Annotated in this window: 27 protein-coding genes; 14 read left to right on the top strand and 13 right to left on the bottom strand. The window is 73.5% G+C overall.

The annotated features are described in order from the left end of the window. Positions 1-3 precede the first annotated feature (3 nt). The gene (locus ACYU8I_RS05405) at positions 4-513 is read left to right on the top strand and encodes a GNAT family N-acetyltransferase (protein WP_460838271.1); all 510 of its coding nucleotides are present in this window, start codon (positions 4-6) and stop codon (positions 511-513) included. Between the two features lie 4 nt (positions 514-517). Here ACYU8I_RS05405 and ACYU8I_RS05400 read toward each other — a convergent pair whose 3' ends face one another. The 7 genes from ACYU8I_RS05400 to ACYU8I_RS05370 form a co-directional block, all read right to left on the bottom strand. Next, complete coding sequence (locus tag ACYU8I_RS05400; RefSeq protein ID WP_460838268.1) at positions 518-895, bottom strand: thioesterase family protein; 378 nt, start codon at positions 893-895, stop codon at positions 518-520. Then, entirely contained in the window at positions 892-1,410 is a 519-nt protein-coding gene (locus tag ACYU8I_RS05395; protein WP_460838265.1) for a DUF6882 domain-containing protein, read from the bottom strand. Before ACYU8I_RS05395 ends, ACYU8I_RS05400 begins: the two co-directional genes overlap by 4 nt. 99 nt (positions 1,411-1,509) lie before the next feature. Further along, the gene (locus tag ACYU8I_RS05390; RefSeq protein WP_369759046.1) at positions 1,510-1,584 is read right to left on the bottom strand and encodes a 50S ribosomal protein bL37; all 75 of its coding nucleotides are present in this window, start codon (positions 1,582-1,584) and stop codon (positions 1,510-1,512) included. 83 nt (positions 1,585-1,667) lie between these two features. After that, positions 1,668-1,940 carry a mycothiol system anti-sigma-R factor gene (gene rsrA, locus ACYU8I_RS05385; RefSeq protein ID WP_460838262.1) on the bottom strand — a complete coding sequence of 91 codons (273 nt, stop codon included), beginning with the start codon at positions 1,938-1,940 and terminating at the stop codon, positions 1,668-1,670. Further along, positions 1,937-2,614, bottom strand: a complete 678-nt coding sequence (locus tag ACYU8I_RS05380; protein ID WP_460838261.1) for a sigma-70 family RNA polymerase sigma factor — start codon at positions 2,612-2,614, stop codon at positions 1,937-1,939. Before ACYU8I_RS05380 ends, rsrA begins: the two co-directional genes overlap by 4 nt. Positions 2,615-2,804: 190 nt before the next feature. Further along, positions 2,805-3,440 (bottom strand): alpha/beta hydrolase family protein, encoded by a 636-nt coding sequence (locus ACYU8I_RS05375; RefSeq protein ID WP_460838259.1) that lies wholly within the window; start codon positions 3,438-3,440, stop codon positions 2,805-2,807. Then, entirely contained in the window at positions 3,437-4,213 is a 777-nt protein-coding gene (locus tag ACYU8I_RS05370) for an SOS response-associated peptidase (RefSeq protein WP_460838257.1), read from the bottom strand. The genes ACYU8I_RS05375 and ACYU8I_RS05370 overlap by 4 nt, the downstream gene beginning before the upstream one ends. 111 nt (positions 4,214-4,324) lie before the next feature. On the opposite strand from ACYU8I_RS05370, the gene ACYU8I_RS05365 reads away from it, so the two are divergent. The 3 genes from ACYU8I_RS05365 to rsgA all read left to right on the top strand — a co-directional run bounded on the left by ACYU8I_RS05365 (position 4,325) and on the right by rsgA (position 7,216). Next, positions 4,325-4,852 (top strand): DoxX family membrane protein, encoded by a 528-nt coding sequence (locus ACYU8I_RS05365; protein ID WP_460838256.1) that lies wholly within the window; start codon positions 4,325-4,327, stop codon positions 4,850-4,852. A 100-nt stretch (positions 4,853-4,952) separates the two neighbouring features. Next, positions 4,953-6,218, top strand: a complete 1,266-nt coding sequence (gene aroA, locus ACYU8I_RS05360; protein ID WP_460838496.1) for a 3-phosphoshikimate 1-carboxyvinyltransferase — start codon at positions 4,953-4,955, stop codon at positions 6,216-6,218. A gap of 2 nt (positions 6,219-6,220) precedes the next feature. Further along, positions 6,221-7,216, top strand: coding sequence for a ribosome small subunit-dependent GTPase A (gene rsgA, locus ACYU8I_RS05355; RefSeq protein ID WP_460838254.1), 996 nt, complete (start codon positions 6,221-6,223; stop codon positions 7,214-7,216). 4 nt (positions 7,217-7,220) lie between these two features. Here the strand turns inward: rsgA and ACYU8I_RS05350 are convergent, their stop codons facing one another. Continuing rightward, positions 7,221-7,643, bottom strand: a complete 423-nt coding sequence (locus ACYU8I_RS05350) for a DUF2231 domain-containing protein (RefSeq protein ID WP_460838252.1) — start codon at positions 7,641-7,643, stop codon at positions 7,221-7,223. 41 nt (positions 7,644-7,684) lie between these two features. On the opposite strand from ACYU8I_RS05350, the gene hisN reads away from it, so the two are divergent. Next, positions 7,685-8,563: a histidinol-phosphatase gene (hisN, locus tag ACYU8I_RS05345; RefSeq protein ID WP_460838250.1), complete on the top strand. Its 879-nt coding sequence runs from the start codon at positions 7,685-7,687 to the stop codon at positions 8,561-8,563. 81 nt (positions 8,564-8,644) lie between these two features. Then, positions 8,645-9,076: a CBS domain-containing protein gene (locus ACYU8I_RS05340; RefSeq protein WP_460838248.1), complete on the top strand. Its 432-nt coding sequence runs from the start codon at positions 8,645-8,647 to the stop codon at positions 9,074-9,076. A gap of 1 nt (position 9,077) precedes the next feature. Here ACYU8I_RS05340 and ACYU8I_RS05335 read toward each other — a convergent pair whose 3' ends face one another. Then, positions 9,078-10,292, bottom strand: coding sequence for a macrolide family glycosyltransferase (locus ACYU8I_RS05335; RefSeq protein ID WP_460838246.1), 1,215 nt, complete (start codon positions 10,290-10,292; stop codon positions 9,078-9,080). Between the two features lie 53 nt (positions 10,293-10,345). Between ACYU8I_RS05335 and ACYU8I_RS05330 the strand changes: the two genes are divergently transcribed. Beyond that, positions 10,346-10,939 (top strand): TetR/AcrR family transcriptional regulator, encoded by a 594-nt coding sequence (locus tag ACYU8I_RS05330; protein WP_460838244.1) that lies wholly within the window; start codon positions 10,346-10,348, stop codon positions 10,937-10,939. Positions 10,940-10,954: 15 nt separating this feature from the next. Here the strand turns inward: ACYU8I_RS05330 and ACYU8I_RS05325 are convergent, their stop codons facing one another. Together ACYU8I_RS05325 and ACYU8I_RS05320 are read right to left on the bottom strand one after the other, a co-directional pair. Continuing rightward, positions 10,955-11,617 carry an HAD-IA family hydrolase gene (locus tag ACYU8I_RS05325; RefSeq protein ID WP_460838243.1) on the bottom strand — a complete coding sequence of 221 codons (663 nt, stop codon included), beginning with the start codon at positions 11,615-11,617 and terminating at the stop codon, positions 10,955-10,957. Then, a complete protein-coding gene (locus tag ACYU8I_RS05320) occupies positions 11,610-13,388 on the bottom strand; it encodes a DEAD/DEAH box helicase (protein ID WP_460838241.1) in 1,779 nt (592 codons plus the stop codon). The genes ACYU8I_RS05325 and ACYU8I_RS05320 overlap by 8 nt, the downstream gene beginning before the upstream one ends. An 83-nt stretch (positions 13,389-13,471) precedes the next feature. On the opposite strand from ACYU8I_RS05320, the gene ACYU8I_RS05315 reads away from it, so the two are divergent. The 4 genes from ACYU8I_RS05315 to ACYU8I_RS05300 are packed head-to-tail and all read left to right on the top strand — an operon-like array spanning position 13,472 to position 16,063. Then, the gene (locus tag ACYU8I_RS05315; protein ID WP_460838240.1) at positions 13,472-14,485 is read left to right on the top strand and encodes a permease; all 1,014 of its coding nucleotides are present in this window, start codon (positions 13,472-13,474) and stop codon (positions 14,483-14,485) included. Then, complete coding sequence (locus tag ACYU8I_RS05310) at positions 14,482-15,144, top strand: TIGR03943 family putative permease subunit (protein ID WP_460838238.1); 663 nt, start codon at positions 14,482-14,484, stop codon at positions 15,142-15,144. Before ACYU8I_RS05315 ends, ACYU8I_RS05310 begins: the two co-directional genes overlap by 4 nt. 32 nt (positions 15,145-15,176) lie before the next feature. Continuing rightward, positions 15,177-15,551 carry an FKBP-type peptidyl-prolyl cis-trans isomerase gene (locus tag ACYU8I_RS05305; RefSeq protein WP_460838236.1) on the top strand — a complete coding sequence of 125 codons (375 nt, stop codon included), beginning with the start codon at positions 15,177-15,179 and terminating at the stop codon, positions 15,549-15,551. A 5-nt stretch (positions 15,552-15,556) separates the two neighbouring features. Beyond that, on the top strand, positions 15,557-16,063 hold the full coding sequence (locus ACYU8I_RS05300) for an ASCH domain-containing protein (protein WP_460838234.1): 507 nt from the start codon (positions 15,557-15,559) through the stop codon (positions 16,061-16,063). A gap of 280 nt (positions 16,064-16,343) precedes the next feature. On the opposite strand, the gene ACYU8I_RS05295 is transcribed toward ACYU8I_RS05300, so the two are convergent. Together ACYU8I_RS05295 and ACYU8I_RS05290 are read right to left on the bottom strand one after the other, a co-directional pair. Next, positions 16,344-16,577 carry an RNA-binding S4 domain-containing protein gene (locus ACYU8I_RS05295; RefSeq protein WP_460838494.1) on the bottom strand — a complete coding sequence of 78 codons (234 nt, stop codon included), beginning with the start codon at positions 16,575-16,577 and terminating at the stop codon, positions 16,344-16,346. Between the two features lie 56 nt (positions 16,578-16,633). Beyond that, positions 16,634-17,902: a DUF445 domain-containing protein gene (locus ACYU8I_RS05290; RefSeq protein ID WP_460838231.1), complete on the bottom strand. Its 1,269-nt coding sequence runs from the start codon at positions 17,900-17,902 to the stop codon at positions 16,634-16,636. Positions 17,903-18,020: 118 nt separating this feature from the next. On the opposite strand from ACYU8I_RS05290, the gene ACYU8I_RS05285 reads away from it, so the two are divergent. The 3 genes from ACYU8I_RS05285 to ACYU8I_RS05275 all read left to right on the top strand — a co-directional run bounded on the left by ACYU8I_RS05285 (position 18,021) and on the right by ACYU8I_RS05275 (position 20,882). Further along, positions 18,021-18,500, top strand: coding sequence for a glutathione peroxidase (locus ACYU8I_RS05285; protein ID WP_460838229.1), 480 nt, complete (start codon positions 18,021-18,023; stop codon positions 18,498-18,500). Positions 18,501-18,585: 85 nt separating this feature from the next. Beyond that, positions 18,586-19,746: an acyl-CoA dehydrogenase family protein gene (locus ACYU8I_RS05280; RefSeq protein WP_460838227.1), complete on the top strand. Its 1,161-nt coding sequence runs from the start codon at positions 18,586-18,588 to the stop codon at positions 19,744-19,746. An 8-nt stretch (positions 19,747-19,754) separates the two neighbouring features. Continuing rightward, entirely contained in the window at positions 19,755-20,882 is a 1,128-nt protein-coding gene (locus tag ACYU8I_RS05275) for an acyl-CoA dehydrogenase family protein (RefSeq protein ID WP_460838226.1), read from the top strand. Positions 20,883-20,900 lie beyond the last annotated feature (18 nt).

Here is a 20,900-nt window from a genome sequence, read left to right as displayed (position 1 = left end):
GCCGTGTCCTCCATCGTCGTCGCCCGCGCCGGTGCCGACGACCTCGACGAGGTCGGGCGGCTCACGGTGGCGGCGTACGTGCCCGTCTACGTCGCCGCCGACGACGACTACGCCGCGCACCTCGCCGACGCCGCCGGCCGCCACGAGGCGGCCGAGGTCCTGGTGGCCCGGCAGGGCGAGCTCGGCGAGACCGACGAGCCGGTCGTCGGCACGGTGACCTTCTGCCCGCCCGGCTCGTCGTTCCGCGAGATCGCCCGCGACGACGAGGGCGAGATGCGGATGCTCGCCGTCGACCCCCGCGCGCGCGGCCGCGGCGTGGGGCAGGCCCTGGTCGAGCACTGCCTCACCGCCACCCGCGAGCTCGGGCTCCGCGGCGTCCGCATCTCCACGCTCGCCGGCATGACCAGCGCCCACCGGCTCTACGAGCGGCTCGGGTTCGAGCGGGCGCCGGACGACGACTGGTCGCCGGTCCCCCACGTGCAGCTTCTCGCCTACGCCCTGCGCTGGGACTGAGCGGTCACAGGCGCGAGAGGAACCGCTCGGTGCCGACCACGACGCGGGTGACCTCGCCCGAGCCGACGAGCCGGCCGGCCTGCCGTGCGGCGACGGAGAGGCGCACCAGGCGGCCGTCGACGTGCACGACCGACGCGGTGACCTCGAGCACCGCGCCGACGGGGCTGGGTGCCTGGTGGTCGAGCTGCACCCGGGTGCCGACGCTGGTCTCGCCGTCGTTCAGCGCGGGCGCCAGCGCCTCGCAGGTGGCTGCCTCGCACCACGCCAGCAGCACCGGGGTGCCGAGCACGGGCAGGCTGCCGGAGCCCACCGCGACGGCGGTGTCGCCCTCGCCGACGGTGCGCTGCAGGGTCGCGGCCAGGCCGGGCTCGATCGCGCTCACGGCTGGTTGACCGAGAAGCTGGAGCGCTCCTTGCCGGGCCCGCGGACCTCGACGTCGCCGAAGACGACGTACGTCGCCAGCGAGCCGCGAGCGGGCGGGACCAGGCCGGTGCAGCCGCCGACCCGGAAGGCGAGGGCGACGAGGTCCATCGCCTGCTGCTCCTCGAGCCGCAGCGGCGAGGCCGAGAGCGCGAAGACCTGCTGCTCGACGCCCCACGTGCGCACCAGCTCGGCGGTGCGCTGCAGGCCCGGGACGATCGTCGGGTTGTCCCACGACCAGACGAAGGTGCCGGAGTCGGGGCTCCAGGAGCCGAGCACCTGGGCGGGGGCGCTCACGGTGATGTCGTCGAAGCGCCACACGATCGTGCCGGAGCGCTGGTCGAGGCTCCAGGACCGCTCGTCGCCGAGGCCCCAGCGCTCGTGGTGGACCCGGATGGCCTCGACGATCATCTCGTGGCCCTGCAGCATCAGGGCGCCGAGGTCGGGCTGCTCGTCGGTCGGCGTCTGCGGTGTCACGGGCACCATCATCCCTGGCCCGTGGTCGTGGCGGGGCCGGGGGACGCAGAGAGCCCCGGACCGTGGGGTCCGGGGCTCGTCGCGACGCCTGAGCAGAGGTCAGGCGTTGGGGCGCTTGCCGTGGTTCGCGCCCTTCTTCTTGCGCGCACGGCGCTTGCGGCCGGTCTTGCCCATGGGGACCTCCTGGTGTGGATCAGCGGCCATCATCCCAGGTGGCCGCGGGATGCGCGACATCGGGCCCCAGGCGCAGGTAGGTCTCAGTCGCGGGAGATCTCGACCTGCACCTGCTGGATCGACAGCATCACGCGCTGCCGCAGCCCGGCCGGTGCCTGCTCGGAGCACGACCGCGCAACCAGCGTCTTGACGGTGCGCTCGAGGTCGTAGCGCGCCAGGCACGGGCCGCACTCCTCGAGGTGCTGCTCGATCTGCGAGCAGTCGGCCTGGTCGAGCTCGTTGTCGAGGAAGAAGAAGACCCGGCCCAGGACCTCGGAGCAGTCCTGCGGGGCGTGGGGCTCGGTGGCGCCGCTCATCGTGCTCCTCCCTTCGCCTTCGCGGCCGCGACCGTCTCCTCCGGGAGCAGGTCGTTGTCGCGGACGTAGTCGGTCAGCATCGAGCGCAGCTGTCGACGACCGCGGTGCAGCCGCGACATCACCGTGCCGATGGGCGTGCCCATGATCTCGGCGATCTCCTTGTAGGGGAATCCCTCGACGTCGGCGAGGTAGACCGCCAGCCGGAAGTCCTCCGGGAGCCGCTGCAGGGCGTCGGTCACGTCGGAGCTCGGCAGCCGCTCGAGCGCCTCGAGCTCGGCCGACTTCAGCCCCGTCGAGCTGTGCGACTCGGCGCGGGCGAGCTGCCAGTCCTCGACGTCCTCGGCCATCGACTGCTGCGGCTGCCGCTGCTTCTTGCGGTAGGTGTTGATGAAGGTGTTGGTGAGGATCCGGTAGAGCCACGCCTTGAGGTTGGTGCCCGGCCGGAACTGGTGGAAGCTGCCGAACGCCTTGGCGAAGGTCTCCTGCACCAGGTCCTCGGCGTCGGAGGGGTTGCGCGTCATGCGCATCGCCGCGGCGTACAGCTGGTCGAGGAAGGGCAGGGCGTCGCGCTCGAAGCGCAGCTGGCGCTCGGCTTCGGTCTCGGTGGCAGGGTCGACAGCGGCATGGTCGACAGGGGTGGGGTCGACCTGCTGGTCGTCGTGGCTGGTCGTCATCGCCGTCCAGGTTAGCGGGGTGCCGCCGACCGACGACGCGTCCGACCGGAGCGGCCGCAGCCTCTGGTCGGCGGTCTCGGACCGCTCCAGGGTGCTGTGCAGGGCACGGAGCACGGGGCCTCCTCGGGTGGGGTGTACGCCGGCACAACGCCAGGGCGCCCCGGGGCATTCCGACGGCCCGGGCCACTCCTCAGGCCCGGGCGAACTCCCGCACCAGCCACTCCAGGGTGGCCTCGACGACCAGGCCGAGGGCCTCGTCCTGGGTGATCGGGCCCCGCTTGCGCACGTGCAGGCCGTGGTCGGCGTCGGGCACGGGCACCAGCTCGACGTCGTCGGGGAACTCCTCGGGCGTGCCGAAGGCGTCGCGCTCGCCCTGCACCACCAGCGTGCGGAGCCGGGCCCGCTGCAGCTCGTCGAGGCGCGAGGACCCCGGCTTGCCGGGCGGGTGCAGCGGGAAGGCGAGCGCCAGCACGGCGCTTGCGCCGACGCCCCTGGCGATCCGGCAGGCCGAGCGGGCGCCCGCGCTGCGGCCGCCGAGGACGAGCGGCGCGCGGTTGCGCATCTGGTCGACGGTCGCGGTGTAGCAGGCGTCGATGATCGCCGGCGCCGGTGCCAGACGCTTGCCCTCGCGGCGCCACGGCATCTCGACGAGCGTCGTGGAGACGTCGTGACGCGGCAGCCGGATCGCCAGCGCCTGCAGGTCGTCGGCGTCGATGCCGCCGCCGGCGCCGTGGGTCAGCACCAGCGTGGCCAGCGGCCGCTTGGCGCGTCGTACGACGAGGCGCGCCTCGCCGCGCGGGGTCGGCACCAGCCGCTCGGAGGTCACGGCAGGTCTCCCTCGGGCAGCTCCTCCAGCGGCAGCGGCTCGAGGAGCTCGGGGCCGTTGTTGCGGACGTTGGAGACCAGCGTCGAGACCGGAAAGGCCTCGAGCCGCCCCGGGGCGGCCGGGACCAGCAGGTCGCGCAGCTCGTCGGGGTCGGAGCGACGCGGGTCGAGCCAGGCGTCGTAGCGCTCGCGGGGCAGCATCATCGGCATCCGGTCGTGGATGCGGCCCAGGGAGTCCTCCGCCTGGGTGGTGATCACGCTGCAGGTCCAGCGGAAGCGGTCGGGGTCGTCGTCGGCCCGGTCGGGGTCGCGCCAGATCTCGTAGAGCCCCGCCATCGCGAGCAGGCCACCGTCGGTGGGCCGGATGAAGTAGGGCTGCTTGCGCGGCTTGCCGGCCTTGGTCAGCGCCTCGGTGGGGTACCACTCGTAGTAGCCGTCGGCGGGGAGCAGCGTGCGCCGCTTGGCGAAGGCCCGGCGGTAGGCGGGCTTGTCGGCCAGCGTCTCGACGCGGGCGTTGATCATGCGGTTGCCGATCGAGGGGTCCTTGGCCCAGAACGGCACCAGCCCCCAGCAGAGCGCCCGCAGCTGGCGCTGCGGCGGGTCGTCGGTCTCGTCGGAGGGCGGACGCTCGACCACGGCGTAGACCTGCTTGGTCGGCGCGACGTTGAAGTCGGGCTCGAGGTGCGGCAGCGCCGGCGCGTCACCGCCCACCAGGACGTCGAACTCCTCCGCGAGGTCGTCGGGCGTCCGGCTCGAGGCGTAGCGACCGCACATGCGCCGGAGGTTACCCGGGTCCACCGACGGCGTGGCCACGCCGCCACAGCCCCTCCGGGGCGCTGCTCGCGGACCGGCGTGAACGCCGCGCGTATGGGGTAAACCAGGGCCATGAGCCTCATCCGTCTCGTCGCCCGCCCGCTGCTCGCCTCGACCTTCGTGCTGGGGGCGGTCAACGCCCTGCGCCAGGCCCCGGCCCTGGAGGAGAAGGCGAAGCCGGTCACCGACGCGGTCGCGCCGCAGCTGCAGAAGGCCGTGCCCCAGCTGCCCAACGACCCGGTGACGCTCGTCCGGATCAACGCCGGGGTGCAGCTGCTCGCCGCCCTCGCGCTGGCCAAGGGCACGGCCCCGCGCGTCTCCAGCACGGTCCTCGCGGCCTCGCTCATCCCGACCACGATCGCCGGCCACCCGTTCTGGGAGGAGAGCGACAAGGCCGCCAAGCAGCAGCAGCTGCTGCAGTTCACCAAGAACGCCTCGGTCCTCGGCGGGCTCATCCTGGCCGCGGTCGACACCGAGGGCCGCCCGGGCGTCGCCTGGCGCGCCCAGCACGCCGGCCGCAGCGCCGCGAGCCACGCTCGCCGCGAGGCCAAGCACGTGCGCCGCGAGGCGCGGCTCGCCGCCAAGGCCATCAAGCCCTGATCGCCCGGCGGGCGGGCGGTCCCGTCTCGGTAGCCTCTCTCCGGTGACCGCCCCCTCCCCCGGCTCCAAACCGGGCTCCGAACCAGGCTCCGAACCCGGCCTGCCCCACGCCGACCTCTGGCCGGCCCCGGTCGCGCACGCCCCGGTGTCGGCCACGGTCGCCCTGCCCGGGTCGAAGTCGCTGACCAACCGGGCGCTCGTGCTCGCGGCGCTCTCCGACGGCCCGAGCACGGTGCACCGGGCGCTGCGCTCGCGCGACACCGAGCTGATGGCGACCGCGCTGACGACGCTGGGCTCGACGGTCGACACCTCCGGCGCCGACTGGCGGGTCACGCCGGGCCCGCTCCGCGGCGGCACGATCGACTGCGGCCTGGCCGGCACCGTGATGCGGTTCGTGCCGCCCGTCGCGGCCCTGGCCGACGGCCCCGTCGGCTTCGACGGTGACGCCCACGCCCGCACCCGCCCCATGGGGGCGGTGCTCTCGGGCCTGCGCGACCTCGGCGTCCGCGTCGACGACGACGGCCGCGGCACGCTGCCCTTCACCGTGCACGGCACCGGGTCGGTGCGCGGCGGCACCGTCGTCATCGACGCCTCGGCGTCCAGCCAGTTCGTCTCGGCGCTGCTGCTCGCCGGAGCGGCGTACGACGAGGGCGTCGACCTGCGCCACGACGGCGAGCCGGTGCCCTCCCTGCCCCACATCGACATGACGGTCGCGAGCCTGCGCGAGCACGGCGTCGAGGTCGACGACACCGACGCCGACCGCTGGCACGTGCCACCGCGGGCCGTGCGGGCCACCGACGTGACCGTCGAGCCCGACCTCTCCAACGCGGCGCCCTTCCTCATGCTCGCCCTCACCAGCGGTGGGTCGGTCACCGTGCCGGGCTGGCCCGCGGCCACCCACCAGGCCGGCGACGAGCTGCGCGAGCTGCTGACGCGCATGGGCGCCGACGTCGCGCTCGACGACGCCGGGCTCACCGTGCGCGGCACCGGCACCATCGAGGGCATCGACGTCGACCTGCACGACGTCGGCGAGCTCACCCCGGCGGTCGCGGCGCTGTGCGCCCTGGCGACCTCGCCGTCGCGGCTGCGCGGGGTCGCCCACATCCGCGGCCACGAGACCGACCGCCTCAGCGCGCTCGCCGCCGAGCTCGCCGGCCTCGGCGCGGTCGTCGACGAGCACGACGACGGGCTGAGCATCCGCCCGGCGACGCTGCACGGCGGCGAGTTCAAGACCTACGCCGACCACCGCATGGCCCACGCCGCCGTCGTCGTCGGCAGCCGGGTCGACGGCGTCCTGGTCGAGAACGTCGCCACCACGAGCAAGACCTTCCCCGGCTTCGCCGAGGTCTGGGCGGGGCTGTTCTAGGCGTGGGTCGCACGGGCCGCTACGGGCAGGACGACCCCGAGAGCTACGAGCGCCCCCGGCGTCGCACCCGCCCGCGCACCAAGGAGCGGCCGACCTACGACGACGCGGTCCCCGCCGTCGTCGTCACGGTCGACCGCGGCCGCTACACCTGCCGGCTGGTCTCCGACGAGGACGTCCTCGTCACCGCGATGAAGTCCCGCCCGCTCGGCCGCAAGGGCGTCGTCGTCGGCGACGAGGTGCGCCTGGTCGGCGACGTCACCGGCGACGACGGCTCCCTGGCCCGGATCGTGGTCGTGGACGAGCGGCGTACGACGCTGCGCCGCACGGCCGACGACGACGACCCCGTCGAGCGGGTGGTCGTCGCCAACGCCGACCAGCTCGTCGTGGTGGTCGCCCTCGCCGACCCGCCGCCACGGCAGGGCCTGGTCGACCGCGCGCTGGTGGCGGCGTACGACGCCGGCATGGACCCCCTGCTGTGCCTGACCAAGGCCGACCTGGCCGACCCCGAGCCGCTGCTCGCGGCGTACCGCCCGCTCGAGGTGCCCCACGTGGTCACCCAGCGCGGCACCGACCCCGACGAGCTGCGCGACCGCCTCGAGGGCCGCACCAGCGTGCTGCTCGGTCACTCGGGCGTCGGCAAGTCGACCCTGGTCAACGCGCTGCTGCCCGATGCCGGTCGCGAGACGGGCAGCGTCAACGCCGTGACCGGACGCGGCCGCCACACCTCCACGAGCGCGCTGATGCTGCACCTGCCCGACGGCGGCTGGATCGTCGACACCCCCGGCATCCGCTCGTTCGGCCTGGCGCACGTCGACCCCGGTCGGCTGATCGAGGCCTTCCCCGACCTGCACGCCCTGACCGTCGACTGCCCGCGCGGCTGCAGCCACGCCGACGACGCCCCCGAGTGCGGCCTCGACGCGGCCGAGGGCACCCGGGCCGAGCGGGTCGCCTCCTTCCGCCGGCTGCTGGCCTCGCGGGAGGCGGCGGCGGAGTGGTGAGCCGCTAGCCCCAGACCGACTGCGCCCCGAGGTCGCCGGTGACGACGACGAGCACGAGACCGCCGATGCCGACGAGGGCGGTCAGGACGGTCAGCACCGTGGCCACCCTGGCCCGGCGCGCGGTGGCCGCGGCGCCCGCGGCGAGCACCGTGAAGCCGATCATCACGGTGCGCAGCAGCTCGGCGCGCTCCTCGTGCTCCTCGATGAGCGGCGAGCGGGGGCCGCGGGTCTCCACGAGGTTCTCGCCGGTCAGGATCGCGGCCTGGATGCTCACCAGCGCGACCGCGGCGAGCACGAGCAGCGGCCAGCGCAGCCGGGGTCGCCACGACGGGACGAGCGAGGCCAGGGCCGCCAGCACGGCGAGCGGCGTGAGCACGACCGCGGCATGCACCACGAGCGGGTGCGCCGGGATCCCGTTGATCTCCATGTGCGGAAGGTAGACCCGGAGCCTGAGCCTAGGCTGTGAGCATGGCTGCCGACTTCACCGACGACCTGCGGCTGGCGCACGTCCTCGCCGACGACGCCGACTCCACGTCGCAGAGCCGGTTCAAGGCGCTCGACCTGCACGTGATGACCAAGCCCGACCTGACGCCGGTGACCGACGCCGACACCTCCGTCGAGGAGGGCGTGCGCAGGGTGCTCTCCCGCGCGCGCCCGCGCGACGCCGTGCAGGGCGAGGAGGAGGGCACCACCGGCCACGGCCAGCGCCGGTGGGTGGTCGACCCGATCGACGGCACCAAGAACTTCGTGCGCGGCGTCCCGGTCTGGGCCTCGTTGATCGCGCTGATGGTCGACGACGAGGTCGTCGTCGGCGTGGTCTCCGCGCCCGCGCTCAACCGGCGGTGGTGGGCGATGAAGGGCGGTGGTGCCTGGACCGGCAAGTCGCTGCTGCGCGCCAGCCGCTGCCAGGTCAGCGACGTCTCGCGGGTCGAGGACGCCTCGCTGTCGTTTTCCTCGCTGCACGGCTGGGACGAGCGCGGTCGGCTCGACGACTTCCTGGCCCTGTCGCGGCGCGTGTGGCGCACCCGTGGCTACGGCGACTTCTGGTCCTACATGCTCGTCGCCGAGGGTGCCGTCGACATCGCCGCCGAGCCGGAGCTCGCGCTGCACGACATGGCGGCGCTCGACGTCATCGTGCGCGAGGCGGGCGGCAGCTTCACCTCGCTCGAGGGCACCCCCGGCCCCAACGGCGGCAACGCGCTCGCCACCAACGGCAAGCTGCACGACCAGGCGCTGGCGTTCCTCGGCTCCCACGACGACCACGACCCGCACGCCGAGCCGGAGGGTCCCGGCGGCACGGTGCACGACCTCAGCGCCCGGCGCGCCGCCCCGCCCGAGGCCGACTGACCGAGACCTCCCGGTCCGTCCCCTGTCGCCGCCGCGGCTGCGGCACTACTGTCGTCGCACTCGAGGCCCCGGGAGGCGACGATGAGGATCAAGGACGTGCTGCAGGCCAAGCCGAGCCAGGCGGTGGTCACCATCGAGCCGGGCGCCACGGTCGCCGACCTCGTCGCGCTGCTCGCCGAGCACAACATCGGTGCGGTCGTCGCGAGCGGCGACGGCGCGTCCGTCGACGGCATCGTCAGCGAGCGCGACGTCGTGCGCCGCCTCGGCAGCGGCGACGACGTCCTGGCCAGCACCGTCTCCGACATCATGACCAGCACGGTGCACACCTGCGGGCTCGGCGACGACCTCGACGAGCTGATGGCGCAGATGACCGAGCGCCGGATCCGCCACGTGCCGGTCGTCGACGACGGTCACCTGGTCGGCGTCGTCAGCATCGGCGACGTGGTCAAGAGCCGCATCACCCAGCTGGAGTTCGAGCGCGACCAGCTCGACTCCTACGTGCACCAGACCTGAGTCACCGGCAGCCGGCCAGCAGCGACTCGACGACCTCGACCGCCCGCCCGGCACCACCGAGCCGCGCGAGCTCCTCGGCGACCTCGCGCGACCGGGTGACGACGTCGGGAGCCGTCACCCTGGCGAGTGCGTCGCGCAGGGCGCCCGGGGTCGCGTCGCCGGTGTCGACCCGCACGGCCACCCCCGCGGCGACGAGGGCGTCGGCGTTGTCGAGCTGGTCGACGTCCTGCGGCACCGCGATCATCGGGGTGCCGCTCGCCAGGCCCTCGTTCGCACCGCCCATGCCGGCGTGGGTGACGAAGACGTCGGCGTGCTCGAGCACCTCCACCTGCGGCACCCACCGCACCAGCTCGACGTGGTCCGGCACCGGCCGGTCGCCGGTGACCGCCGCCAGGTCGGTGCTGCGGCCGACCTGGAGCACGACGTGCCAGCCGTCCAGGTCGCCGAACGCCTCGAGGCAGGCCCGGTAGAAGTCCGGCCGGTCGGTGAAGGCCGTGCCGAGCGAGACCAGCAGGACCCGGCGACCCGCGGGCGGGGTCCACGCGCGGGCGGGGTCGGTGCGGCGTACGGCCGGACCCACGAACACGTAGCGCTCGCGGTCGACCCGGTCGGCGTGCGGCTGCATCGACTCCGGCACCAGCACCACGCACCGCGGTGGGCGACCGAGGTAGCGCAACGGATCCTCCTCGACGCCCCAGGCGCGCAGCATCGCGGACTGCCGTGCGAGGTACGCCGCGCCGCGCTCGTCGGTGCGCAGCCACTGGTGGAAGTCGGCCATGTCGTCCTCGTAGCCCTCCCACGCGACGTACGTCGGTGACAGCTGCAGCGCCGGTATCCCCCAGTGGTCGGCCAGCAGCCGTCCGGCGATGCCGGCGATGTCGTAGAGCACGAGGTCGGGCCGGTCGTCGAGGTACCGGTCGTGCACCGCCGGCACCATCACCTCGTACTCGTCCTGGAACGCCGTCAGGTGGTCGATGGCGTCGCCGTCGAAGCCCGCCCCCGGAGCCTGCTCGCCCTCGGCCCCGGCGTGGTTGACCCGCGGCAGCACCGAGTCGTACGGCGCCAGCTCGGCGCCGACCGCCTCGACCTCGTCGCGGAAGGCCGGGTCGTTGACGTAGGTGACCCGGTGACCGCGCTCGACCAGGCGTCGGAGCACCTCGAGGTGCGGGTAGACGTGCCCCGGGGCCGGGATGCTCACCATCGCGACGTGTGCCATCGATCCTCCTGATCGAAACGGAACGTTTCGTTTTGCGGCGCTATCGTGCCCGCGTGACGACGTCCGCCGCAAGTCGGCCGCTCCCCCGCTCCGAGCGCGCGCGGCGCGCGGTGCTCGACGCCACGCTCGCGCTGGTGACCGAGGTGCCCTACGCGACACTGACGATCGAGGCCATCGCGGCCCGGGCGGGGGCGAGCAAGGCGACCGTCTACCGCCACTGGCGCTCGAAGGGCGCGCTCGTGGTCGACGCGCTGGCCGACGCCAACGCCCGCGACCCCGAGTCGACGTACGGCCTGCCCGACACCGGCGACCTCCGCGCCGACCTCGCCACCGTGCTCCGGGCGACGGTCGACGAGCTCAACGACCCCGTGCTCGGCGCGCTGCTGCGGGCCCTGAGCGTCGAGACGCTGCTCGACGAGGGGCTCCGGAACCAGGTCGTCGAGAGGATCTTCACCCCTCAGCTGCGCGCCTTCGAGACCCGCTTCGCGACCTCGGACGCGGCCGGCGCGACGGATCCGCTGGTCGCGCTCGAGGTGGTCGTGGCGCCGTTGTTCCACCGGTGGCAGCAGGGGACCGCGCCCCTCACCCACGCGTACGCCGACGAGGTCGCGCGGCTGGCCGTTCGCGCGCTGACCGGGCGCGAGTGACGCCTGTCGTCCGGGTCAGCCGAAGGTCAGCACGATCCCGTCGGGCCCCGGCTCGACCCGCACCGACGTCAGGTCGGTGACGTGGACGTCGGGGTCGTGATCCGCGGCGACGGGACCGACGCCGACGACGCGCATGCCGGCGGCCCGCGCCGCGGCGACGCCGGCACCGGAGTCCTCGAAGACGACGCAGTCGGCCGCAGCCACTCCGAGCGCGGCGGCGCCGGCGAGGAAGCCCTCGGGGTGCGGCTTGCTGGCCGTGACGTCCTCGGCGACGACCTGCACCGGGAGCGGCGTTAGCCCGGCGGCCCCCATCCGGCTGCGGGCCAGGTCGGCGGACGCCGAGGTCACCATCGCACGGCGTGTCCCCGCGAGCGCCTCCAGGAAGACGGTCGCACCGGCGATCTCGACGATGCCCTCGGTCTCGGCGACCTCGCGCGAGAGCAGGGAGGCGTTGTCGGCCAGGTTGTCGGCGTGCGGGCGGTCGGGCAGCAGCTCGGCCATGCTCTCGTGGCCCTGCCGGCCGTGCACCACGGAGATCACCTCGGCCGGGTCGAGGTCGTGCTCGCGGGCCCAGTCGGTCCAGATCCGGTCGACCGCCGCCGTGGAGTCGACGAGGGTGCCGTCCATGTCGAGCAGCACCGCGCGGCAGGCGAGGTGCACGAGGTCGCGCTCAGTCACGCTTGTGGCGCGGCTTCTTGCCGGGCCGGTCCGCGTGCTTGCCACCCGGGCCGCCGGGCGGGCCGGAGCGACGTCCGGGCGGGCCGTCGTCGAGGGCGAGCTCGATGAGCTTGCCGCTGATGCGGGTGTCCTTGAGCCGCGCCCAGGCGCCCTCGGGCAGGTGCCGCGGGAGCTCGACCAGGGTGTGGTCGGGGCGGATGGAGATCTTGCCGAAGTCGCTGCGCCGCAGCCCACCCTCGTTGGCGAGCGCCCCGACCACCTGGCGGGGCTCGACGCGGTGGCGCTTGCCGACCGCGATCCGGTACGTCGCGTAGTCGCCGCCACCGCGCGGCCCGCCGCGTTCGGGGCGAGCGCCGCCACCCTGCTCCCGGGCCTCCCGCTTGGGCCGCGGCGGCTCCTTGATCTCCTGCGCCGGGTCGAGCAGCAGCGGCTCGTCGCCCTGGGCCACGATCGCGAGCGCAGCGGCCACGTCGACCTCGGGCACGTCGTGCTCGCGCACGTAGTGGGCGACGATGTCGCGGAAGCGCTCGACCCGCGCCGTCTGCTCCAGCGCCGTGGTGATGGCGTCGTCGAAGCCCGAGAGCCTCGAGGCGTTGACGTCCTCCACGCTCGGCAGCGACATGACCTGCAGCGGCTGGCCCACGGCCTTCTCGATGTGGCGCAGCAGGTAGCGCTCGCGGGGGGTGACGAAGGAGATCGCGTCGCCGGAGCGACCCGCCCGGCCGGTGCGGCCGATGCGGTGCACGTAGGACTCGGTGTCGGTGGGGATGTCGTAGTTGACGACGTGGCTGATGCGGGGCACGTCGAGGCCGCGCGCGGCGACGTCGGTCGCGACCAGCACGTCGAGGGCGCCGGAGCGCAGCTCCTCGACCGTGCGCTCGCGCTGCTGCTGCACGACGTCGCCGTTGATGGCGCGGGCGCCGAAGCCGCGGGCGCGGAGCTTCTCGGCGAGCATCTCGGTCTCGTTCTTGGTGCGCACGAAGACGATCGCGGCCTCGAAGCTCTCGACCTCGAGGATGCGGGTCAGCGCGTCGACCTTCTGCGGGTAGCTGACCATCAGGTAGCGCTGGGTGATGTGCGACGACGACGCCTGGGTGCGCTCGACGGTGACCTCGTCGGCGTCGTCGAGGTACTTCTTCGACAGCCGTCGGATCGCGGGGGGCATGGTCGCCGAGAACAGCGCCACCTGCTTCTCGGCCGGCGTCTCGGCCAGGATCGTCTCGACGTCCTCGGCGAAGCCCATGTTGAGCATCTCGTCGGCCTCGTCGAGCACCAGGAAGCGCAGCTGCGACAGGTCGAGGGTGCCCTTCTCGAGGTGGTCCATGATGCGGCCGGGGGTGCCGACGACGACGTGCACGCCGCGGCGCAGCGCCGAGAGCTGCACGCCGTACCCCTGGCCGCCGTAGACCGGCAGCACCTTGACGCCGCTGAGGTGGGCGGCGTACCGCTCGAACGCCTCGCACACCTGCAGCGCCAGCTCGCGCGTCGGCGCAAGCACGAGGCCCTGCACCGAGCGGTCGTCGACGTCGAGCCGGTCGAGCAGCGGCAGCGCGAAGGCGGCGGTCTTGCCGGTGCCGGTCTGCGCGAGGCCGACGACGTCGCGACCGGAGAGCAGCGAGGGGATGGTGCGGGCCTGGATGGGCGAGGGCACCTCGTAGCCGACGTCGGTCAGCGCCCGCATCACCTCCGGGCCGAGGCCGAGGTCGGCGAAGCGGACGGTCGGGTCGGTGTCGTCGGACGGCTGGTCGTGCGGGTCCTGCTCGGTGCTCACCCGTAGACGGTAGAGGCCTCGGGGCGCCGGACCGAATCGCGCGGTGCCCGGCTTGACGACGGTTCCCGTTGTACGGTGCTGCGGTGACCGAGACGACGGCACCCGAGAGCCCCCCGGGGAACGACGCGTCGGACGCCGTGCGCCGCGACCGGCTGGTCGGTCAGCCCGAGCTGGTCGTGCTCGCCCTGCTGCTCCTGCTGCTGGGCCAGGGCTGGATCAGCGGCATGCTCGACGGCCCGGCGGTGCGCGCCTGGGCCGCGATGTTCGTCGCGATCGTGGTGCAGGCGCTGCCCTTCCTCGTCGGCGGCGTGCTGGTGGCAGCCCTGATCTCGACCTTCCTCAGCGAGCGGATGGTGCGCAAGGTCATGCCGACCAACCCCGCCGCAGCCGTGCCGGTGGCCGGCGTCGCGGGCGTCGGGCTGGTCGGCTGCGAGTGCGCCTCGATCCCCATCGCGGGCAGCGTTATGCGCCAGGGCGTCGCCCCGGCCGCCGCGCTGACCTTCCTGCTGGCCGCGCCCGCGGTGAACCCCGTCGTCGTGGTCTCCACCCTGGTCGCCTTCCCCGGCATGCCCGAGATGGCGCTGGCGCGATTCGCCGCCTCGATGGCCACGGCGGTGGTCGTCGGCTGGCTCTGGATCAAGGTCGGCAAGCGCACGCCGCCCCGGCTCGACCGCGTCGGCGCCCACGAGCACGGGAAGGGCATCGGCGGCTTCCTCGGGCTGGTGCACCACGACCTCGTCGAGTCGGCCGGGTACGTCGTCATGGGCGCGATGATCGCCGCGGCCGTCAACGCCTTCGTCCCCCGCGCCGTGCTCGACACGCTCGGCGGCAACCTGGTGGTGGGTGTCGTCGTGATGGCGCTGTTCGCCTTCGTGGTGGCGCTGTGCTCGCAGACCGACGCGTTCGTCGCCGCCTCGCTCACCGCCTTCTCCCCCACCGCCCGGCTGGTCTTCCTCGTGGTCGGCCCGGCGATGGACGTCAAGCTGGCCAGCCTCGAGGCCGGCTACTTCGGCCGCCGCTTCGCGGCCGTCTTCGTCCCGCTCGTGGTGGTCGTCGCCACCCCCTGCGCCGTCCTCGTCGGGTGGTGGCTGCTGTGATCCTGCGGACCCAGGGCGTCGTGCTGGCGCTGACCGGCGGCGTCTGCGCCCGGCTCGCGCTCACCGACGTGCACCTGCGCTACGTCAACGGCTGGATGAGGTGGCCGCTGCTCGCCACCGCCGTCGTGCTGCTGGCCCTGGCCGTGCGCGTCGTGGGCCTGGCCGGCCGGGAGACGCACGAGCACCGCGCCCCCGCCGCCGCGTGGCTGCTGCTGGCACCGGTGGTGGCCGTCTTCGTCATCAGCCCTCCGGCGCTGGGCGCCTACACCGCCGAGCGCAACTCGGTCGCCGTCGCGGTCGACCAGGACTGGGGCGGTGTCGACGACTCCCAGCCGATGCCGGTGGGCGAGTTCCAGTCGCGCGCGCAGTGGGACGACACCCTGGCCGGGCGCACCGTCGAGCTCGTCGGCTTCGTGACCCGGGCCGACGACGGCGACGGCTGGGTGCTCAACCGCCTGGCCATGTCGTGCTGCGCCGCCGACGTCATCGGCTACCAGGTGCGCGTCGAGGGGGCGTCCTCCCCGCCCGTCGAGAGCTGGGTGCGCGTGACCGGCCGGTGGGTCGACCCGGGCACCGCCGAGATCCCCCGACCCGGCCTGCCCGTCGTCGAGGTGTCCGACGTACGGCCCACCGAGGAGCCGGCCCAGCCCTACGAGTGAGCCGCCCCCGCCCGCCGTGGCAGGGTGGAGCCATGACTGCAGAGAAGCCCGAGATCGACTTCCCCGACGGCCCGCCGCCCTCCGACCTGGTGGTGACCGAGCTCGTCGAGGGCGACGGCCCCGAGGCCACGTCCGGCAGCACCGTGTCGGTGCACTACGTCGGCGTCGCCCACTCCACGGGCGAGGAGTTCGACGCCTCCTACAACCGCGGCGCCCCCCTCGACTTCCGCCTCGGCGTCGGCCAGGTCATCAGCGGCTGGGACACCGGCGTGCAGGGCATGAAGGTCGGCGGTCGCCGCCAGCTCGTGATCCCGCCGCACCTCGGCTACGGCGACCGCGGCGCCCGCGGCGTGATCAAGCCCGGCGAGACGCTGATCTTCGTCGTCGACCTGATCGGCGTGCGGTAGCCCGCATGACCGGCAGGGGCACCTCCGAGGGCGAGCTCGAGCGCTTCTGGGCCGACGCCCGCGTGCGCGGCCGCCTCACCGGGCTGCCGGCGTACTTCGGCCCGACCGTGCTCGCCTCGGTGGTGCCCCCCACCTTCGCCTTCTCCGACGAGCACGCCGAGGCCGACCGGCTGCTCGAGCAGGTGCTCGACGGCACCCGCACCGCCAGCGCGACCCCGCTCTTCGCCTACGAGCAGGCCGGCGCGTCGCTCCCCGCCGTCGGCGACCTCTCGATCGCGCTCGACGGCGACGACCGCCCCCGCGCCCTGCTCGCCACCACCGGCGTACGCACCGTGCGTGCGGCCGACGTCGACCTCGACCACGCCCGCGCCGAGGCCCACGACTCCGTCGCCGCCTGGCGCGCCGACCTGCCCGGCGTCGGCGACGACACCCCCGTCGTGCTCGAGACCTTCGCCGTCCTGCACCCCGCCACGCAGTCGGGCGCCACCTTCCGCGCCATGTTCGGGCGCTGAGGTTCCCGTCGCCAGGCGCAAAGTCACTGGTGGACCAGTGACTCTGACGCTGGACGCGGCAAACAATCGTGGCTCAGCGTCAGTCTTCGTGGCTCAGTGGCGCCGTACGACCGCGCGACACCCCACGGGGGACCGCCAGTCCGACTCGGCTGCCGACCTACCAACCTCCCGGCAGCTCTCCCCGGCGGGGCCGCAAAGTCACTGGTGGACCAGTGACTTTGCCGCTGGACGCGGCAAACAATCGTGGCTCAGCGTCAGACTTCGTGGCGCAGCGGAGCACCTACCAGGGCAAGTCGTCGGGCACCGGCTCGGAGCTGATCACCACCGGCGGCGGGGCGTCGTCGACCAGCAGGGCGACGACGGCGCCGGCGCGGAGCTGGCGGCCCCGGCGGGTCTCGACCTCGCCGTCGACGCTGACGAGGCCGGCGGCGATGAGCTCCTTGGCCTGGGCGCCGTCCTCGACGAGGTCGGCGAGCTTGAGCAGCTGGCCGAGACGGATGACGTCGTCGGTGATCGCCACGGGCACCGGCTCGGGCTCGCGGGCGGGCGGCGTACGACGGCCGAAGAGCTTCACAGCACCAGTGTGACGGCGTGGATGACGACGCCGACCAGGCCGCCCACGATGGTGCCGTTGATGCGGATGAACTGCAGGTCGCGACCGACGTGCAGCTCGATCCGGCGGGCGGCCTCGTGGCCGTCCCAGCGCTCGATGGTGGCGGTGATGACGCTGGTCAGCTCCTGGCCGTAGCGGTCGACCGCCCAGACCACGAGGTCGGCGGCGCGACCCTCGAGGCGGGCGCGCAGCTCGTCGTCGCGCTCGAGGCGCTCGCCGAAGGCGACCAGCTCGTCGGCCGCGCGCCGCCGCAGCGGGCCGGTCTCGTCGTCGAGGGCGCCGAGCAGCCCGGTGCGCAGCGAGGCCCACAGCGCCATGCCGGTGCGCACCAGCTGCGGCTGCCCGAGCAGCCGGCGCTTGAGGGTCTCGGTGCGCTCCTGCGTCTCCGGGTCGTGCTGGAGGTCCTCGGAGAGCTGGCGCAAGAAGCTGTCGAAGGCCTCGCGGGCCTGGTGGTGGGGGTCGCGGCGGATCTCCGCGACCCAGCGGATCGCCTCGAGGTGCAGCCGGCCGACGACGGCGCTGTTGACCCGCTCCGGGGCCCACCACGGTGCGCGCGAGGCGACCACGTCGGTGAACTCGTCCTCGTGCTGCACCAGCCAGTCGTGGGCCTCCTCGAGCACGAGGTCGACCAGGCCGTGGTGCGAGCCGTCGCGCACCACCTCGGCCAGGAAACCGCCCGCCAGCGGGGCGACGGGCTCCTCGGCGAAGCGCGGGAGGATCACCTCGCGCACCACCTGCTCGACGTCGTCGTCCCTGAGCCGGCGCAGGGCCATCGCGACGACGGTCGCTCCCTCGGCGGCGACGCGGTCGGCGTGGTCGCGGTCGGTCAGCCAGGTGGCGAGGCGGCGTACGACGCCCGCGGCCGCGAGGCGGTCGCGCACGACCTGCTCCTGCAGGAAGTTCTCGGCGAAGAACTCCTCGAGGCTCTTGCCGAGCTCGTCCTTCTTGCGGGGCACCAGCGCGGTGTGCGGCACGGGCAGGCCGAGCGGGTGACGGAACAGCGCGGTGACGGCGAACCAGTCGGCCATCGCGCCGACCATGCTCGCCTCGGCGCCGGCGTTGACGAAGCCCAGGAAGCCGTCCTGGTCGAGGGTCAGCACGTAGACGACGGCGGCGAGCACCAGCAGGCCCAGCGCCACCGCCTTCATCCGCCGCAGCCGCGAGAGCCGCTCGGCGTCGGCCGCGGGGTCTCCGGCCATCAGGGGGGTCGCAGTCACGGTCGCCACGCGGCGAACCTACCGAGGCCGTGGCCGAGAACACCGGGCGACCACGTGCGCGCAGCACCAATCCGGGGCACCGTTGAGCACGAACCCCCGGCGACCCCACCACCCCAGGAGGACCCTCGTGCCCAAGCTCGGCGACTTCACCGCGACCACCATCGACGGCGAGGACCGCGACCTCGCGACGTACGACGGCCAGGTCGCCCTGGTGGTGAACACCGCCTCGGCCTGCGGCTTCACCCCGCAGTTCGAGGGCCTGGAGAAGCTGCACCAGACCTACGCCGACCAGGGCCTGGTGGTGCTCGGCTTCCCGAGCAACCAGTTCAACCAGGACAGCGGCAGCGACGAGGAGATCGGCGCCTTCTGCCAGAAGAACTACGGCGTGAGCTTCCCGATGTTCTCCAAGGTCGACGTCAACGGTGACTCCGCCCACCCGGTCTTCCGGTGGCTGACCTCCGAGAAGAAGGGCCTGCTCGGCGAGAAGGTGAAGTGGAACTTCACCAAGTTCCTCGTCGGTCGGGACGGCAAGGTCATCAAGCGCTACGGCTCGACCACCAAGCCGGAGAAGATCGCGGGCGACATCGAGAAGGCGCTCGCCACCTGAGCCGGCTCCGACCTCCTCGTACTGCGCGGTAACCTCGAGCGTGCCCGGCTGCCCGGCCGGGCGCAGCCGTGGTCAGGAGTGATCGATGCAGCTGGCGCTGTCGAAGGACAACCAGGAGTTCCGCGAGGAGATGCGGACCTTCTTCACCGAGAAGGTCCCCACCGAGATCCGCGACAAGGTGCGCTCGGGCCGTGAGCTCGGCAAGGACGCGATCGTCGAGTCGCAGCGCATCCTCAACGCCGCCGGTCTCGCCGTTCCCTCGTGGCCCGAGGAGTGGGGCGGTCGCGGCTGGACGCCGCTGCAGCGTCACATCTGGCAGCAGGAGATGGAGCTGGCCTGCGTGCCGGCGCCGCTCGCCTTCAACGCCGGCATGATCGGCCCGGTCATCGCGCACTTCGCGAGCCAGGAGATGAAGCAGACGTTCCTCCCGCCCACGGCCAACCTCGACATCTGGTGGTGCCAGGGCTTCTCCGAGCCCGACGCCGGCTCCGACCTGGCCTCGCTCAAGACCAAGGCCGTCCGCGACGGCGACGGGTGGGTCATCGACGGGCAGAAGACCTGGACCACGCTCGGACAGCACGCCGACTGGATCTTCGTGCTCTGCCGCACCGACCCCGACGCCCCCAAGAAGCAGCAGGGCATCTCGATGATCCTGGTGCCGATGGACACCGAGGGCGTCACGCTGCGGCCGATCAAGCTGATCGACGGCGGCAAGGAGGTCAACGAGGTCTGGTTCGAGAACGTCCGCGTCCCAGCCGACAACCTCGTCGGCGAGGAGAACCAGGGCTGGACGATGGCCAAGTTCCTGCTCGGCAACGAGCGGGTCGGCGTCGCGCCGGTCGGGCAGTCCAAGCGTCGCCTGGCCGACCTCAAGAGCCACGCCCGCACGACCGGCCTGCTCGACGACCCGGTCTTCGCCTCCAAGGTCGTCGAGCTCGAGAACGACCTGCTCGCGCTCGAGCTCACCGCGCTCCGCGTGGTCGCCAACTCCTCCGAGGGCAAGCCCCACCCGGCCTCGTCGGTGCTCAAGCTGCAGGGCACGGTGCTGCAGCAGGCCGTGACCGAGCTGTACGTCGACGCCGCCGGCCCGCTGGCCCTCGCCTCGGGCGCCGGCAGCGACTCCGAGGTGCCCGACTGGGCGCAGGTGGCCGCACCGTCGTACCTCAACTACCGCAAGGCCTCGATCTACGGCGGGTCCAACGAGATCCAGCGCCAGATCATCGCCGGCACCATCCTCGGTCTCTAGGAGCAGACATGGACTTCACCCTGGACGACGAGCAGAAGGCGCTGCGCGACGCGGTCCGCAGCCTGCTGTCCGGCTTCGACAACGAGCAGCGCCGAGCCACCGTGGCCGAGGACCCCGGCTTCTCCGAGGAGCGCTGGGGCCAGATGGCCGAGATGGGCCTGCTCGGCCTGCCCTTCAGCGAGGCCGACGGCGGCATGGGCGCCGGCCCGGTCGAGCTGTCGCTCGTGTGCGAGGAGCTCGGCCGCGTGGTCGCGCCCGAGCCTTACGTCGAGTCCGTCGTGCTGGCGGGCGGCCTGGTCGCCGCCCTCGGCACCGCAGAGCAGAAGGCCGACGTGCTCGGCGCGGTCTCGGCCGGCGAGCGCGTGCTGGCCGCGGCCCTGCTCGAGCCCGGCTCGCGCTGGGACCTCGCCGCCGACGACGTGGTCGAGAAGGACGGCGCCCTCACCGGCACCAAGGAGCCCGTGCTCGTCGGTGGGCGCGCCGACCAGCTCGTGGTCTCGGCCCGCACCGATGCCGGTCTCGGCCTCTTCCTCGTCACGCCCGGCGACGGCGTCACCGTGACGTCGTACGCCACCTTCGACGGCGGCCGGGCGGCGCGCGTGGTGCTCGACGGCGCACCGGCGACCCGGCTCGGCGACGGCTCGGTCGACGCCTCCGCGGCGCTCGAGCGCGTCGTGGCGGCAGCCAAGATCGCCTACTGCCACGAGGCGCTGGGCCTGATGGAGTCGGCGCTGCAGCGCACCTCGACGTACCTCACCCAGCGCAAGCAGTTCGACACCACGCTCAACCGGTTCCAGGCGCTGACCTTCCGCGCGGCCGACATGTACACCTCGGTCGAGCTCACCCGCTCGATCGTCGAGTGGGCCTCGATGGTCATCGCCGACCCCGGCTCCACCTCGGCGCAGGTCACCGAGGCGGCACGACGCGCCAAGCTGCAGGTCTCCAAGGCCGGGCGCCACGTCGGCCAGGAGGCGATCCAGCTGCACGGCGGCATCGCCATGACCGACGAGTACGCCGTCGGCCACATGACCGCCCGGCTGACCGCCATCGACCACCTGCTCGGTGACGGCCGCGCCCAGGCCGCCCACCTCGTCGGCGCCCTGACCGACCACGAGGTCATCGACCCGCTGCGCTGACCCACGTCACACGCCGCG

The sequence above is a fragment of the Nocardioides marmoraquaticus genome (genome assembly GCF_054777915.1).
Note: the sequence above shows the minus strand (reverse complement) of the source record. Positions and strands in the feature narration are given on the sequence as shown.

Excerpts from the sequence above, each read along its gene's own strand:
- rsrA (WP_460838262.1), bottom strand. The coding sequence starts at position 1,940 with ATGAGCGGCGCCACCGAGCCCCACGCCCCGCAGGACTGCTCCGAGGTC.
- ACYU8I_RS05380 (WP_460838261.1), bottom strand. The coding sequence starts at position 2,614 with ATGACGACCAGCCACGACGACCAGCAGGTCGACCCCACCCCTGTCGAC.
- ACYU8I_RS05370 (WP_460838257.1), bottom strand. The coding sequence starts at position 4,213 with ATGTGCGGTCGCTACGCCTCGAGCCGGACGCCCGACGACCTCGCGGAG.
- ACYU8I_RS05365 (WP_460838256.1), top strand. The coding sequence starts at position 4,325 with ATGAGCCTCATCCGTCTCGTCGCCCGCCCGCTGCTCGCCTCGACCTTC.
- ACYU8I_RS05350 (WP_460838252.1), bottom strand. The coding sequence starts at position 7,643 with ATGGAGATCAACGGGATCCCGGCGCACCCGCTCGTGGTGCATGCCGCG.
- hisN (WP_460838250.1), top strand. The coding sequence starts at position 7,685 with ATGGCTGCCGACTTCACCGACGACCTGCGGCTGGCGCACGTCCTCGCC.
- ACYU8I_RS05340 (WP_460838248.1), top strand. The coding sequence starts at position 8,645 with ATGAGGATCAAGGACGTGCTGCAGGCCAAGCCGAGCCAGGCGGTGGTC.
- ACYU8I_RS05335 (WP_460838246.1), bottom strand. The coding sequence starts at position 10,292 with ATGGCACACGTCGCGATGGTGAGCATCCCGGCCCCGGGGCACGTCTAC.
- ACYU8I_RS05305 (WP_460838236.1), top strand. The coding sequence starts at position 15,177 with ATGACTGCAGAGAAGCCCGAGATCGACTTCCCCGACGGCCCGCCGCCC.
- ACYU8I_RS05300 (WP_460838234.1), top strand. The coding sequence starts at position 15,557 with ATGACCGGCAGGGGCACCTCCGAGGGCGAGCTCGAGCGCTTCTGGGCC.
- ACYU8I_RS05280 (WP_460838227.1), top strand. The coding sequence starts at position 18,586 with ATGCAGCTGGCGCTGTCGAAGGACAACCAGGAGTTCCGCGAGGAGATG.
- ACYU8I_RS05275 (WP_460838226.1), top strand. The coding sequence starts at position 19,755 with ATGGACTTCACCCTGGACGACGAGCAGAAGGCGCTGCGCGACGCGGTC.